Origin of the sequence: Glutamicibacter sp. PAEs-4 (assembly GCF_051161755.1) — a bacterium.
Lineage (GTDB): Bacteria > Actinomycetota > Actinomycetes > Actinomycetales > Micrococcaceae > Glutamicibacter > Glutamicibacter nicotianae.
Genome location: NZ_CP195017.1, coordinates 1,262,700 through 1,276,028 on the forward strand (window position 1 = coordinate 1,262,700; position 13,329 = coordinate 1,276,028).

Annotated in this window: 15 protein-coding genes; 13 read left to right on the top strand and 2 right to left on the bottom strand. The window is 58.5% G+C overall.

Annotated elements, in window-relative coordinates:
* Window positions 1-2: 2 nt before the first annotated feature.
* From ACR9WD_RS05980 to ACR9WD_RS06020, 9 genes are all read left to right on the top strand, one after another.
* A complete protein-coding gene (locus ACR9WD_RS05980) occupies window positions 3-386 on the top strand; it encodes a hypothetical protein (protein ID WP_434922939.1) in 384 nt (127 codons plus the stop codon).
* Between the two features lie 209 nt (window positions 387-595).
* A complete protein-coding gene (locus ACR9WD_RS05985) occupies window positions 596-2,587 on the top strand; it encodes a hypothetical protein (protein WP_434922940.1) in 1,992 nt (663 codons plus the stop codon).
* Window positions 2,588-2,609: 22 nt separating this feature from the next.
* Window positions 2,610-3,338 carry a hypothetical protein gene (locus ACR9WD_RS05990; protein ID WP_434922941.1) on the top strand — a complete coding sequence of 243 codons (729 nt, stop codon included), beginning with the start codon at window positions 2,610-2,612 and terminating at the stop codon, window positions 3,336-3,338.
* An 8-nt stretch (window positions 3,339-3,346) separates the two neighbouring features.
* Window positions 3,347-4,426, top strand: a complete 1,080-nt coding sequence (locus ACR9WD_RS05995) for a hypothetical protein (protein ID WP_434922942.1) — start codon at window positions 3,347-3,349, stop codon at window positions 4,424-4,426.
* A complete protein-coding gene (locus ACR9WD_RS06000; protein WP_434922943.1) occupies window positions 4,426-5,166 on the top strand; it encodes a hypothetical protein in 741 nt (246 codons plus the stop codon). The genes ACR9WD_RS05995 and ACR9WD_RS06000 overlap by 1 nt, the downstream gene beginning before the upstream one ends.
* Before the next feature lie 428 nt (window positions 5,167-5,594).
* Window positions 5,595-5,795 (top strand): hypothetical protein, encoded by a 201-nt coding sequence (locus ACR9WD_RS06005; protein WP_434922944.1) that lies wholly within the window; start codon window positions 5,595-5,597, stop codon window positions 5,793-5,795.
* A 35-nt stretch (window positions 5,796-5,830) separates the two neighbouring features.
* On the top strand, window positions 5,831-6,316 hold the full coding sequence (locus tag ACR9WD_RS06010; RefSeq protein WP_434922945.1) for a hypothetical protein: 486 nt from the start codon (window positions 5,831-5,833) through the stop codon (window positions 6,314-6,316).
* Complete coding sequence (locus tag ACR9WD_RS06015; RefSeq protein ID WP_434922946.1) at window positions 6,316-8,148, top strand: SGNH/GDSL hydrolase family protein; 1,833 nt, start codon at window positions 6,316-6,318, stop codon at window positions 8,146-8,148. Before ACR9WD_RS06010 ends, ACR9WD_RS06015 begins: the two co-directional genes overlap by 1 nt.
* A 127-nt stretch (window positions 8,149-8,275) precedes the next feature.
* Window positions 8,276-10,195 carry a phosphodiester glycosidase family protein gene (locus ACR9WD_RS06020; RefSeq protein WP_434922947.1) on the top strand — a complete coding sequence of 640 codons (1,920 nt, stop codon included), beginning with the start codon at window positions 8,276-8,278 and terminating at the stop codon, window positions 10,193-10,195.
* A 73-nt stretch (window positions 10,196-10,268) separates the two neighbouring features.
* Here ACR9WD_RS06020 and ACR9WD_RS06025 read toward each other — a convergent pair whose 3' ends face one another.
* Window positions 10,269-10,418 carry a hypothetical protein gene (locus tag ACR9WD_RS06025; protein ID WP_434922948.1) on the bottom strand — a complete coding sequence of 50 codons (150 nt, stop codon included), beginning with the start codon at window positions 10,416-10,418 and terminating at the stop codon, window positions 10,269-10,271.
* Between the two features lie 190 nt (window positions 10,419-10,608).
* Here ACR9WD_RS06025 and ACR9WD_RS06030 point away from each other — a divergent pair, with 190 nt between their 5' ends.
* The 4 genes from ACR9WD_RS06030 to ACR9WD_RS06045 all read left to right on the top strand — a co-directional run bounded on the left by ACR9WD_RS06030 (window position 10,609) and on the right by ACR9WD_RS06045 (window position 12,770).
* Entirely contained in the window at window positions 10,609-11,070 is a 462-nt protein-coding gene (locus ACR9WD_RS06030; RefSeq protein ID WP_434922949.1) for a hypothetical protein, read from the top strand.
* A 294-nt stretch (window positions 11,071-11,364) separates the two neighbouring features.
* Window positions 11,365-11,499, top strand: coding sequence for a hypothetical protein (locus ACR9WD_RS06035; protein ID WP_434922950.1), 135 nt, complete (start codon window positions 11,365-11,367; stop codon window positions 11,497-11,499).
* 2 nt (window positions 11,500-11,501) lie between these two features.
* Window positions 11,502-12,440, top strand: a complete 939-nt coding sequence (locus ACR9WD_RS06040; RefSeq protein ID WP_434922951.1) for a hypothetical protein — start codon at window positions 11,502-11,504, stop codon at window positions 12,438-12,440.
* A gap of 9 nt (window positions 12,441-12,449) precedes the next feature.
* Window positions 12,450-12,770: a hypothetical protein gene (locus tag ACR9WD_RS06045; RefSeq protein ID WP_434922952.1), complete on the top strand. Its 321-nt coding sequence runs from the start codon at window positions 12,450-12,452 to the stop codon at window positions 12,768-12,770.
* Window positions 12,771-12,822: 52 nt separating this feature from the next.
* Here the strand turns inward: ACR9WD_RS06045 and ACR9WD_RS06050 are convergent, their stop codons facing one another.
* The gene (locus tag ACR9WD_RS06050) at window positions 12,823-13,314 is read right to left on the bottom strand and encodes a hypothetical protein (protein ID WP_434922953.1); all 492 of its coding nucleotides are present in this window, start codon (window positions 13,312-13,314) and stop codon (window positions 12,823-12,825) included.
* Between the last annotated feature and the right edge of the window lie 15 nt (window positions 13,315-13,329).

Consider the following 13,329-nt stretch of genomic DNA (forward strand, 5'->3'; position numbering starts at 1 on the left):
CCATGAAGCTGATCATCGGCGACAAGAAATACCCGCTCAAAGAAGGCATCGCCAAAGCCAGCCTCGGCGACCTCTACGTTCTCAAGATCAAATCCGGTATGGGCATCAAAACAATCATGCACACCTTCAACGGACTCAAAGGCGCTGAAACCCACCTCGATTTCCTCGAGGACGAAAACGGCATCCAAGCCCTGCGCGCAATGATCTTCCTCTGCCGCCGCGCTGCCGGTGAACACGTCGACTTCGACGAAGCAACCGACGTGCCTATCAGCTCCATCGGATTCGAAACTGAAGAAGAGGACACCGCCGAAGCCGACCCAAAAGAAACCCCGACGGCTTCCGCTCCGGACGACGAAACTCCCGAACCGGGGCCAGCGACCACATAGACGACATCGAGCAAAGCATCTTCCGCTGGCTCCCCACCATCTCCCACGTCTGGCCAGGAATAACCCCGCTCAACGTCTGGGACATGAAATACGACATGTGGATCCTCTACGTCCGCCACGCGGACAAATGGGCCGAACAACAAAAGAAATCCCGCGAACGCAAGCGCTCGCCGAGGGCGGGACGCCGACGCTAGGCAGGAAGGGCGGTCATGGCTGTTCAGAAGCTGATGTTCGACATCATTGGCAACGCGAAGAATGTTGATAAGGCGTTCGATGATGTGGTGAAGTCGGCCGAGACCATGGGCGGCCGGTTGAAGGCGGCGGGCAAGGATGCGTTCGCCGGGATGATGGATCCCCGTGTGGGTGCTGGTGCTGGTGCCATCGCTGGTGCCGCGCTGACCAAGGGGTTCATGACGGCCCTTGATGCAGACCAGATCAATCGGGAAATCTCGGCCGGGCTCGGATTGGATCCGGGGCAGGCAGCAGCCGCGGCGTCCGCCACTGGTGACCTGTACACCAGTGCCTTCGGTGACTCCATGCAAGAGGTTGGCTCCGCAGTGGAGACAGTCATCTCCACCTTCCCTGGCATGAAGTCCGCCGGCGAAGATGCAATTGAGTCGATGACTGGCAAGGCCATGGCCCTGGGCAAGGCGCTGGAAGCTGACGTGGGAGAAGCTGCCAGTGCCGCCGGCATCATGGTTACTTCGGGCCTGGCGAAGGACGGCGCCGAGGCGATGGACCTGCTGGCCGCGGCGTCGCAGAACGTCCCGAAGGCAATGCGTGGCGAGCTGATTCCCACGCTCAGCGAATACTCGAAGGACTTTCAGGCTCTGGGCATCCAGGGGCCGAATGCCATGGGCCTCATCGCCGATGCTGCCCAGGGCGGCACGATCCAGATGGACAAGACCGGTGACGCGCTCAAGGAGTTCATGATCCGCGCATCCGACTTGGACGACACGGGAGCGCAGGAAGCCTTGGCTGGGATTGGCCTGTCCGGAACGGACATGGCCAACAGCTTGCTGGCCGGCGGGGACCAGGCCTCGGGCGCTTTCCAGCAGATCGTGTCAGAGCTGCAGGGCATCAAGGATCCAGGCAAGCAGGCCGCCGCTGCGGTGGCTCTGTTTGGCACGCCGTTGGAAGACATCGGCAAGGACAAGATCCCGGGCTTCCTCGATGCGCTCACCTCAGCGGACGGAGGTCTGGGAGAAACTGCTGGCAAGGCTGACGAGCTGGCCACCGCGCTGACTGACGGGCCTCAGGCAGCGCTCACCACTCTGGGTCGCGAGGCGGAGTCCGCGTTGGGCGGCATGGTAGCCGGAGCATTGCCGGTCCTTGAGCCACTTTTGGAAGGACTCTCACAGTTCGCGCCGATCCTTGGCCCGCTGGTGCTGGCCATCGGTGCGTTTGCGATCGCCCAGGGCATCGCGAACGCTGTGATGTGGGCGAGCCCGGTGACATGGATTGTCGCCGGAATCGTCCTGCTGATCGCCGCACTCGCTCTGCTGATCGCTAACTGGGACACTGTCGTAGCGTGGATCGGTGAAGTATGGGGCGGATTCCTCGGCTGGCTTGGCGAAGTGACAAACGGTTTCATCGAGGGATGGAACGCCATGTGGGCCGGGGTCGGAGAATTCCTGTCCGGACTGTGGCAAGGATTCGTAGACGGCGCCCAGAATATGGGCCAGAATCTGGTCGATTTCTTCACCGGCTTGCCAGGCTTGATCCTCGGTGTCCTCTCCGGCGCCGGAAACTGGCTGGTCGACACCGGGCGAAATATCATCCAAGGCCTGCTCGACGGTATCGGCTCGCTGGCCGGATCCATCGGAAACTTCTTCCTCGACCTGCTGCCTGGCTGGATCGTTGGCCCGTTCAAGGCGGCGCTCGGCATCCATTCGCCGTCCCGCGTGTTCGCTGGCTTCGGCGAGAACATCGGCGAAGGCGTGCTTGTCGGTGTTGAGGACATGGCACCGGCGATCGACGCGTCCATGGCGCACCTGGTCGAAGTTCCGGATGCTCCGGGACCGATAGGCTTCGCCGCTGCAACGGCGCCAGTTCGCAGCTCTCCTCAGATCACCGAGAAGTCCACGACTTATGCGCCGGTGTACCAGGTGCAGGGGGGAGATTCGGAAGAAATCTACCAGAAGCTGTGGGCCAGGTTCAGAGGCGAAATGAAAAAAGAGGGGGTGAACATTGGATCGTGACATCAGCGTCCAAATCGGAGGCGTGGAACTCAATGATCCCAATCACCGACATGGGTATTTCGAAGTCGACGAGATAGACGGCTGGTGGAATCCCCCATCATGGCGGAACACAGATGAAGCGAGAGCGTTGAATCACGGTGACATGAGTTCGGAGAGTTTTCTCGAAGCCAGGTACATCACCATTCGTGGAGCTTTCGCAGCGAAAGCTCGGAACGATCGATGGGAAGGAGCGAATATCATCGCGGCTTTGCTCGCGTCGGGAGCTCGACGGCTCGTGGTTCGTGCGGATAGCCAGATTCTATGGGCAGACGTTAAAGCGGTCGACCAGGCGAGCGCAGTCTGGGTGGCTCCTCTCCTAATGGAGTACACGCTGCAGCTCAAGGCCAATGATCCCTTTAGATACGGGGAAGCCCATTCCTATGACCTAGCGTCGGGCTCGGAAATTTCCGTGTTCCACTTTGGCACGACAGAGGCATGGCCGGTGGTGACGGTTATGGGGAGCATGCCGGATGGGTACACGCTGTCTTATCGTTCGCAGACTGTTTCGGTGCCGATGGGTATCCCGTCTGGGGTGACGCATCGGATTGATTTCAAGAATCGGCGTTTGTATGTGAATGGCGAAGTGTTCTTCGGTGCGTTTGGCTCTACGGGGTTCCGGCCTGTTCCTTCTGGCCCGCGTACCGCGTTCGGGCTGTCTTGCCCTTCTGGTTCTGGCACTGCTGTTGTCAGCGTGACTGACACGTACATCTAGGGGGTCTTGTGGCTTATCGTTTGACGCTGGTTGACGGTGCTTCGTTCATGCCGGTCTATGATCTTCCGATTGATGATTTCCCGTGGAAGCGTGCGTGGAATACCGGGCACCAGGGTTCGTTGCGGTTCAAGGTGTCCGAGTTGGACCTCATGCCGGAACTGCATCGGACGAGTTTGTGGCCGTTGGAGTACTGGCTGGTTGTCCAGTGGAACAACACCCCGATCTATGCGGCAATCATTACCGATCATGACTACAACTGGAAGTCACGCACCGTGACGATCAGCTATGCGGACATTTGGTGGTTCTGGGATCGCCGGCATGTTCTGTCGGACCGTACCGCGCAAGCTGGCCAGTTCTCGTATGACTGGAAGAACATCAGTTACCAGACGCTGGCTATTCGTGCGGTGAAGATTGGTACTGAAAGCTACGACGGCGACTTGAACTGGTGGCTGCCAATCGTGTTCCCTGCCGAAACGTCTGGAACGTTGAACCGGGATGTTTACGGGTACCAGTTCGAGACGGTGAAAGAGCTCATTGATGAAGCTGTTGATGCTGGTGATTTGAACGTTGAGTTCAGGCCGTATTGGAAGTCGGATAAGTCGTTGGGCTGGTCGATGGAGTTCGACCAGTCAGGCATCCTCCTGGAATACGACCTGGATGCAGCCGTGTCGCCTGTCCTCGACTTGGATTACAAGGTGGTCGGTTCAGAGCTGGCCAATCACGTGTACATCACTGGCGAGGGTTCTGAGGAGGATATGCTTCTGCGCACGTCGCAGAAGCCTGGCGGTTCACCGTACCCTGCGTTGGAACGCGTCATTGATGGAAAGAGCGTGAACACGGTTGAGCGCTTGCAGTCCTTGGTGACCGCTGAGCGCACTTCGTTTGATGCGACGATCCGCCAGTGCGGTTTGAAGGTTCATGCTGATGGGCCACCGCATGTGGGGCAGTTCCGTTTGGGCTCTAAGGTGCGGTGGCGGACCATCGACGATCCGTACCTGCCGAACGTGTGGCATGAGCAGACATTGATCGAGTTCTCGGGTTCGTTGAAGCCTGAGGTGACGTTGACGATGACGGACTGGGGTGGCTAATGGGTATCCCCAACATGAACACCGGCAACCTGAAAGGCTTGGAACGCCGCATCAAACGGCTGGAGCGCGGCAGTCCGCTAGCCTCCGCTTCCGTTGGCCGCGGCCGAGTCCGCTTCTACGACGGCTCTGTTCTCCTGATCGAGAATGGTGCACTTCAAGTTACTGGTACAGCGACTATCACCGGAACACTGGAATCCAATGGTGTGCTCAACGCGAACGGTATCAACAACCTCAGGGGCGAGAACCATCTGATCGGCCCAACGGACGTTGCCGGTAATTTCGAGATCATCGCTGGCGGCCAGTTCAAAGCGGGTGACTCGCTGATCTATCCTGACGGCTCCGCGAAGTTCGGCGCTTTGGGTATTGCATCGGACGGAACGATGCAAGCAGGCTTGTTTGAGCTGCGTCCAGATGGTTCAGCAGACTTCGGAACGCTGGGCATCGCAGCTGACGGAACACTCACCGTGCGCAACGACGTGAATGTCACCACGGGTGGAAAGATCAAAGCAGGAAACGTCGAAATTGATCCGACAGGCAGCGGAACCATTCGTACAGCAAACGGGGCCATTTACGACACTGGAACGTTTATGGAATTCTCCGCCCCGCAAGGACTCCAACTAACTGCTGTAGAAACGAATATCGCTTCGCCATTCGTCTACATGCCGAGCTTGGCTTCAAAGTTAGGAGCCCAGGCCAACGTGCATATTGATGCAAACGGTCAGTTTTGGCTCGTCGGTTGAAGTGAATCAGGGCATAGCTGACTACCGGCCATCCCGTAGACGACGATATTAGCGGACTGAATCTTGGGGTCATCGTTGGAGCCAACGACCTCGGGGAGGCGAGAGCCTTCTTCCATTTGCTCGCAGGATTCGTGCGCGAGGTCCAGGAGCTTGGAATCGCTCATATCCTTCAAGATTTCAGACTGCCTACGTGATCCATTGAGGTACTTCTCTTCCGGCGACAGGCTCTCTTCAGGAACTACGAGTGTCGGCTCAGCACCATTACTATTCTCGGCGCTCGCCGATGGTTTGGCCGTCACGGTGACGGTCGCAGTAGGTTCCGGTGGGTTCTCCGCGGCAGAACAGCCTACTAGGGCCAAAGCGGGTACAGCAAACAAAGCAACAAGTTTAGGGCGCATGCCCACCAGATTAATCTAAGGAGCCGACAAATGGCAGATCCAAGCCCGGAATCAGAGGTAACAATCGAACAACGACTCGAAACCCTGGAAGGGAAAATCGGACCACTGCGGAATCAGGTGCAGGTGCAAGACCTGGTGATCAGCCAGTACAAGCAGGCGCTTGCGGCCGCTAATCATCAGACAGCGATCCTTACCGCACAACTCAAACTTGCAACCCAGCCCACCGAATAGCCGGTGGGTTTTCTTATACCCAAAAGGGAGGCGCCATGCCAGTTGTCACAGGCTCACTACATGACATCATCGGGTCACGGATGACAGGCAAAGAAGCCGTCATCATATTTGAACTCAACGGGCCGAACATACGCAGCGGCGGCGACATCCACCCAACTGAAACAGTTCGGGTGACACCTTCTGAAGTTGACGGCTCTTTCACGGTCAACCTCATGCAGACCACGAGCATGATGACGGATGCCTGGTACAAGATCCGCATCCGCTGGCTCGGCGCTGAAGCAGGCGCAGCCTTGATCGACTTCCCCGACTGGAAGATCCGCGTCCCATCTGGCGGCGGCCGGCTCGACCAAATGTTCTCCGCAGATGAGCCGGGATTCAATCGGAGCATGGTCTGGGTATCACTGAGCACTCCACCAACGAACCTGCCCACGTTCTCATTGTGGTTGCATTCTGACCCGGATGATCCGGACAACACGAACTACCAGTCCTCCGGGAAGCTCTATGAATTGAGGAACGCATAATGGCAAAACAATGGGTATACATCGCTAATCTGATGGGCCCTCCCGGCGATGCGAATGCGATGAACCGGTTCGAAGCCATTGAAGCATGGCAGGGTAAAGAATCACAGCGCACTTCTTACGCTATCGCCTTGTCTGACGAGTCGCTGGTGTACCGAAACGTCCTTTCAAACCCTGGTCCGGATGCGATAACCCCGTCGTGGACTTCCGGTTGGGCCGGTGGCAACGGTACTCGGGAATTCGTCCCTTCAACCAGCGCGCCATCTCGTACCGGGTACTTGCACCTGACCTGGACCAGCGCTGCGACCGGAACCAACGTTTCAGTCATCGCGCCGGGAAGCAATAACGCCAGCCCCGGCATCCTGCACTCGGGCTCCATTCAAGTGCGCTCATCAAAGGCCACGGTCATGGCGGTGACGCTGTACTTCTACAACAGTGCTGGCGATCAGATCGGCGACACGATCTACAACCGCAAGTACCGTGTGCCCGCTAACGAGTGGACATTGCTGGAAATCAACGGATACCGCTCACCAGCCGGTACCGTTTCGGTGCGGTTGGGTGCGGCTGCATCCGCTCAGGGTGGTGCTGCGCAGTACGCGACGGGTGACACGTTGGACGTATCGGCAGCTATTTGCACTCCGTCCGGCCGGGTGCGCCCGTACCTGTCGGGGTCATGGGAGAACGGTTATTGGGATGGCGCGGCGAATGCTTCGGCATCACGCGGTTCGACCATCGTCAAGCTGTTCGGGGAGCCGTTCGGTTCTGCCCCTTCGTGTGCTGGTGCCCGTGCTGGCGGGTACAACCAGGACAAGCGCCTGTACATTCCGACCCCTGCGGATATGGGGCCAATGCGTCGCCGTATCGCCAAGGCGCTGCGAGGCGAGGATTCGTACCATTTGGCGTGGATCGGGCATTCGATCGTAGCGGGGCAGGGAGGGACGCCGGGCGTCGCCGATAACGTGAAGTGGCTGGTGAACCGGGCCATGCAAGCCGGCAAGGCATCAGCGGGCGTGGTGTACGCGTACAACAACACAACGCGTGATGCACGGGTGTCCTACAGTGCCGGGTTCACCGCCAAGGGCAGCCCGCAGGGCAACATGCAGTCGCACGTGGGCGCCACGACCGTGGGCCAGGCTTACACCCACACGTCGGACACTCCGGGCACGGTGGTGGAAATCTACACGTACGGCAACTCCGGTCCCATGAGCTACAGCATCGACGGGGCCGCGCCAGTCACGATCACCCCAAGCGGGCAGGCTGCCGGTCAGCTGACCCGCATCACCGGGCTGGCTGACATGAAGCACACTGTGGTGATCGCGACGCTGAGCACCACGCCGTCCTATGTGCTGGGTGTGGCCGTGTCGTATTCGACCGGGTTCCGTGCCTCGAACTTCGGGTACTCCGGATGCATCGCCGAGGACTGGCAGCCCGGCGGGATCTTCTACAGCGGCTACAAGAACGTCGTGGACTTCATCAAACCAGACGGCGTGGTGATCCAGCTCGGCGCCAACGAGCTGATCCACTCCGTCGGCGTGAACTCCCTGGTTGCGAATTTGAAGAACGTCATCCCGTACTTCCAGTTCTGGGGCATGGACGTGCTGCTGATTGTGGACCCTCCGGTGGAGTCCGAAACCCGCACCACGTGGGAATCGGTGTTCCGTCCGGCGCTCTACGACGTGGCCGACGCGATGGGAGTGCCGATGGTGGACTTCTCTTCGCACTGGGTCAACCGCGACCTTGCAGTGCGCCGAAACCTCTACGCCGACCAGTGGCACCCCAACGATGCAGGATACTTCGACCTGCACAACCTTGTCCCGGACGTTCTCCTGCCGTGACACCATCCCATCCCATAGCCGCCTTCAGGGCGGCATTCGTGTTTAAGGAGGCGCTGTGAAGCCTGCGAACGTTCAAACCGGTTTAGTCACTGGACGGTTCATTGTCGGTGTCGCTGACGGACCTGATGTGGATCAGGAACCGGACTTCATTGCCGCTGTGGGGCGCATCTTGTTTGTTGCGTCCGTGCCGTACCTGCCGGATCCAACGGCCGACCCTGCACCAGTGACCCTGTTGCAGGCGCCGGTCGTTGGTGTGCTGGATCATGAGGGGTACCTGTGTACGGTCAATGAGGCTGGCGGCCCTGGTGAGCGGGGAATCCGTCTGATTGCCACCGATGATCCTGACCTGCTGGTGCAGGAGTGGACGTGGAACGTGAAATACACGTTCGAGACGGTCAACGGTGTGGAGCCGAAGATCGAGCCGCACGCGTTCTTCCTCCCCTCGGATGCTGCTGTGGACCTGACCACGCTCGTGAAGGTTCCATCTTCGCCTGGTCTCGGCTTGGAACAGGTTGAAGCTGCGGTGCTGCGTGCTGAGGAAGAAGCCGCGAAGGCGCAACTTGCAGCCAATGAGTCAGCAGCGTTGGTCGCGCAAACATTTGTTGCTGCCGAGGTGCAGGGCGATGACCTGGTCTTGACCCGCGATAACGGCGAGACGGTTGTGGCCGGGGACGTGCGTGGCGCGCAGGGTGATCCCGGCCCGAACACGATTCCAACGATGGAGGCTGTCGCAACCGCTATCGGCACTGAAGCTAGCGTGGCTCGCGCTGCTGTGGAAGACGTGGTCGATGGGCGGAAGGTCGGCACCCCGAATCTCTACGACGATGCAGTGTCGACACCGAAGATCGTCGATGGTGCGGTAACGCCGGCGAAGCTCGGCCCTGAACTGGTGACGCAGTTCGAAGGGTACGAGCAGGACATCCTTGCACGACCAACGGGACCTGTGGTCAGCGCACTGGCTAATGCGGCGGCGGACCTGTCTAGGTCTTCCACAGCAGTGATAACCACGGGGGCTTATGGCGGCGCGAATTACAAGCTAATCCGGGTCGTAGGTGCCGCCGGCAAACCGGGCCTGATCGGCAAGCGGTTCGGCCAGGATGACATTTCTGGCACGAAGGGCGACGGGTTCACCCCGCCAACCGAGACTCTAACCAGTGTTTTCCAGCGCACCGGGGCGGACATCGTTCTGCACGGAGCAGGGTGGGTAGTCGAACCTGGCAACCCCCGTGATGGGTTCATGGACGGATGCCAGATCCTCGATGGGGTTCTCTACCGAGACTTCAACCCTTCAGGGAACCGAGGCCGCGACGCAATCGGCATCCACTACGACGGGTCCATCGGGCTATACAGCGCCGCCGATGGGGCCACAGGTCAGGGCATGGTCGATGCTGGTGTGCAGCACTCGTTCAGCTTCGGGCCAGCGTTAGTAAAAGCCGGTGTGTCGCAGGCTGTTGATGCAACCACTATCAGCGCGAGACAGGTTCTCGCGGTCACAGCTGCTGGGGACCTTCTCATTATTGAAGTCACCGGACTGTCTTTGGTGTCCGGGCTGACCTATAAGCAGTCTGCTGATCTGGCGGTGAGTCTTGGTGCAGTGTTCGCGATCCCACTGGATGGCGGCGGTTCAGCCCAGGCGCTGGTGCAGGGCAACTGGTTGAACCCTTCCTCTGATCCTTTGTCCCAGCGGGCGGCGATCGACTTCCTGACGATTCACGCGAAGATCGTGGGCGATACCGCTTCGACCTGGCATCCGCTGACCCCGGAGAACGGTTTCACATCCTCGCAGGCGGCGGTACGCCAGCATAACGGGAAGATCGAATTCCGCGGTTCCTTGACTCACGCGACCGCAACCGGAACGGCGCAGGCTTCGTCGCTACCTTGGTGGGCCCGCCCCGAAACACACCAGCGCATCCCGGCGACGATCAATCTGACAGCCGGCCAGTTCTACGACTTCGAGGTGGGTGGCGCACTGAAGATGAACGCATCGGTAGCGAACGGCGGCCCACGGTACATCTCATTCGTGAACTACCCGGCGAAGCCGGTCTGACAATAAAGAACGCCCACAGGTGGCGAGATTTTCTCTGTATCCTGTGGGCGCTCTTAACACACGTGCTCTAGGGCTATTTGACGAGTGTCTTGAATCCCTCGATTGCTCGGGCTGCAAGTTTATCTAAGCGCGCCTGGCTAATTTCATCGCTTTCGTACGAGTCAGCGATCCCTTTGGCATTAATGTACTCAGCAATCGAATTGAGCGCTGTGATTTCGTTCATGAATTTCCCCCAAGAAAATACTTGCTAATTAATTAACAGCTAATCATAAGGTTCAAGTACTTTGCTGCCCAATAGTCAAACGTTGCACAAATGTTATCTCCGTGCTCGGTAATCGAGTGTCGACCCACAAGGAGGCCCCGTTGCCAACTCATGTTTACCGACCGTCCCGCAAACCGCTGAGGGGGTGTGCATGCCGGTGATCCCCGAGTTCCTTGGCGGCCCGAATGGCTGGCTTGGTTATTCCGCAGTGATGATCTTGCTGATCGCGTTCTTCTGGAAGCCGGTGAAGGTCGTCTGGTCGAGGCTCAAGGAGTTCGCGGCATTCCTTGACCAATGGAATGGCAAGCCTGAGAAGAAGGACCGATCCGGTCAGATAGTGCAGCATGCAGAGCCTGGTGTGTCAGCCCGCATCCTCACTCTGGAAGAGAAGACGGAGCGCATTCACCACGAGGTGACACCGAATCATGGCGGGTCCATCAAGGACGCGGTGAAGCGAATTGAGGACCGAGGCAACGAGACGGCATACAAGCTTGCTGAGACCACCGAGAAGCTGGACGAGCATATCGTAATTGCCAAGGAATCTGACAAAGCCCAGGAAAAGCTTGTAGAGGACGTTGGCAAGCTGAAATCGAAATACGCACCCGACAAGTAATGCCACCGCATTGATGCGGTGGCATTACTTGGTCAGACTCGTTTGCAGAAGTCTTCTGCGGTCATTCCATCCGGCGAATGCCAATCCCCACATTTGGAGCACATCATTCCATTTTGTTCGTCTTCGATCATTGAATCGTCGTAACTCACAACCCCACCATTCTCTCTTGTCCTACTCTTGGCGAGACAAAACCATAACAGCGAAACCAACGCGTGGCCACCCTTTGCGGTGGCCTTTCTTATGCCCAGGCACGAACGGTGTCTGGGTTTTTCTATGCCCGAAAGGTGGTACAGCATGTCTGACTGCAACCCGATGGAAGCCATCGACCAGGACAACTACGAAGACCCGAACCCAGAGGAAGTCACCGACCCGAACCATCCGGACTACGTGGCACCAGCCAAGGGCATCAAGCCACTAGGAGGCAAGTAACCATGGCGATCTACAACGGATACACCGGCGCCAAGACCTGCACCAAGGGGCCAGCCGAGGGCGCACTCGGCGCCATGGCATGGTTCCTCGCCAAGTACAAGGAGTTCGGCGGCCGCAACTCCGGCATCTACAACTGCCGGCCAGTGCGCGGATCCAACAGCACCACCTCGTTGCATGGCGAGGGCCGTGCGATGGACTTCGGCCTGCGCTGGTACGACAAGATCGAAATCTTCGAAGAGTTCGCCGAGCAGCTGCGCCTGAACTCCAAGGAACTGGGCATCCAGTGCATCATCTTCAACCGCAAGATCTTCTCCGGCGGATACAAGAACAAGGGCTGGTATAACTACATCGGCGTGAACCCACATACCGACCACCTGCACGTGGAGTTCTCCTGGTCGGCTGCACGCCGCAACAAGGACGACACCATCGAGCTGTGGGAGCGGGAGCTGGGCGGCAAGCTGACCGGCAAGCCAGTCCCAGTCATGTCGCGTCCGAAGGTTAAGGACCAGTCGCCAACCAACGTTCCGAACGGTTCCACGAACTTCCCGGACAACTACGCCGATCTGAAGATCAACGGCAACTTCCTGTCCTGGGAGATCGGTGCCCTGCAGATCCTGCTGGAGAACGTCGTGAACGGTCTCAACAAGCAGTGGGATGGCAAGTTCGAGAAGCTGACCATCACCGACACCATGACGCTGATGCAGCGCAACGGGTACTACCTCAAGACTCCGTTCGCCGCCCGTGGTGCCAAGAAGGGTACCCCGCTCAAGAAGGACGGCGACGACGGTTACTGGTTCTGGATCGAGTTCCAGCGCATGCTGGCCGATGACCTGGGCCACCGCGGCAAGATCTACTACGACACCCGCAAGTGGCGCCTCGACGGCAAGCCGTTGAAGGAAACCGGCAAGGCCATCCAGCGATGGCTCAACGACAACAACTAAGGAGACACCATGGCTAAGCGTGCAGCCGTCACCACCCAGTCACAGCACCCCTGGCGAGCTACCGTACGCACGATCCTCGCGGTCATCGTCGCTCTCGCGGCCATGGCCCCCTCGATCTACACGGCTGCCACGATGGGCAGCCCAGAAGCTGCCACCGGCGCCGCTGCGCTGGCGTTGGGTATCGCTGCGGCGATCACCCGCATCATGGCACTACCCGGTGTGGAGGCGTTCTTCCAGCGCTTCCTACCTTGGCTGGCAGCCGGAACCAAGACCGACGAACCACATGCAGGCAATATCGAAGCAACCGGATCGGTCACCCCGGACGAATAACCGAAATCGCCCCACCCTCAAACGAGGGTGGGGCGGTTTTCTGCGCTGTTGGCTAGTCTTGCCAGTTATTCATAAAATGCGGTTTTCGGTAAGAATTACCGAAATTCTCCAACAAGTCTTTTCTTGCCGATTCGGTGGCTCTGATTCGCTCAACAACGATATCAAGCCTCTTGATTACTTCTTTCGAATGGAACGGATCGACATATGGTAGACCACGTGGAAAGGTTCTTGCTAGCAAGTTGACGTCGAACATAGCAGCGCAAGTTTCGAGTATTGCGTCCTGGAGAGTTTCTGCCTTACGTAAAGTAGTCAAGCTGTGTTTCCGTGCTAGAGAATTGCAATTACCGTTGAGGGTGCCTAGAGCGGCGCGCACTTCGTAGTTCTTCCCATATGCCTTTATCCGATAATCTATGGCCTCTTGGGAAGGATTGGTGTATAGGCTGCGATGTTCTGGTGAGCGCATCAAAGATACAGCCTCTGCGTATTCCATAATCTCTACGCTGAGGCCGTCCAGGTTTCCGATCAATGCTCGTCGTTCGGCCATGACGGTACTCCGCCG

Excerpts from the sequence above, each read along its gene's own strand:
- ACR9WD_RS05980 (WP_434922939.1), top strand. The coding sequence starts at position 3 with ATGAAGCTGATCATCGGCGACAAGAAATACCCGCTCAAAGAAGGCATC.
- ACR9WD_RS05985 (WP_434922940.1), top strand. The coding sequence starts at position 596 with ATGGCTGTTCAGAAGCTGATGTTCGACATCATTGGCAACGCGAAGAAT.
- ACR9WD_RS06000 (WP_434922943.1), top strand. The coding sequence starts at position 4,426 with ATGGGTATCCCCAACATGAACACCGGCAACCTGAAAGGCTTGGAACGC.
- ACR9WD_RS06005 (WP_434922944.1), top strand. The coding sequence starts at position 5,595 with ATGGCAGATCCAAGCCCGGAATCAGAGGTAACAATCGAACAACGACTC.
- ACR9WD_RS06010 (WP_434922945.1), top strand. The coding sequence starts at position 5,831 with ATGCCAGTTGTCACAGGCTCACTACATGACATCATCGGGTCACGGATG.
- ACR9WD_RS06015 (WP_434922946.1), top strand. The coding sequence starts at position 6,316 with ATGGCAAAACAATGGGTATACATCGCTAATCTGATGGGCCCTCCCGGC.
- ACR9WD_RS06025 (WP_434922948.1), bottom strand. The coding sequence starts at position 10,418 with ATGAACGAAATCACAGCGCTCAATTCGATTGCTGAGTACATTAATGCC.
- ACR9WD_RS06030 (WP_434922949.1), top strand. The coding sequence starts at position 10,609 with ATGCCGGTGATCCCCGAGTTCCTTGGCGGCCCGAATGGCTGGCTTGGT.
- ACR9WD_RS06035 (WP_434922950.1), top strand. The coding sequence starts at position 11,365 with ATGTCTGACTGCAACCCGATGGAAGCCATCGACCAGGACAACTACGAA.
- ACR9WD_RS06040 (WP_434922951.1), top strand. The coding sequence starts at position 11,502 with ATGGCGATCTACAACGGATACACCGGCGCCAAGACCTGCACCAAGGGG.
- ACR9WD_RS06045 (WP_434922952.1), top strand. The coding sequence starts at position 12,450 with ATGGCTAAGCGTGCAGCCGTCACCACCCAGTCACAGCACCCCTGGCGA.
- ACR9WD_RS06050 (WP_434922953.1), bottom strand. The coding sequence starts at position 13,314 with ATGGCCGAACGACGAGCATTGATCGGAAACCTGGACGGCCTCAGCGTA.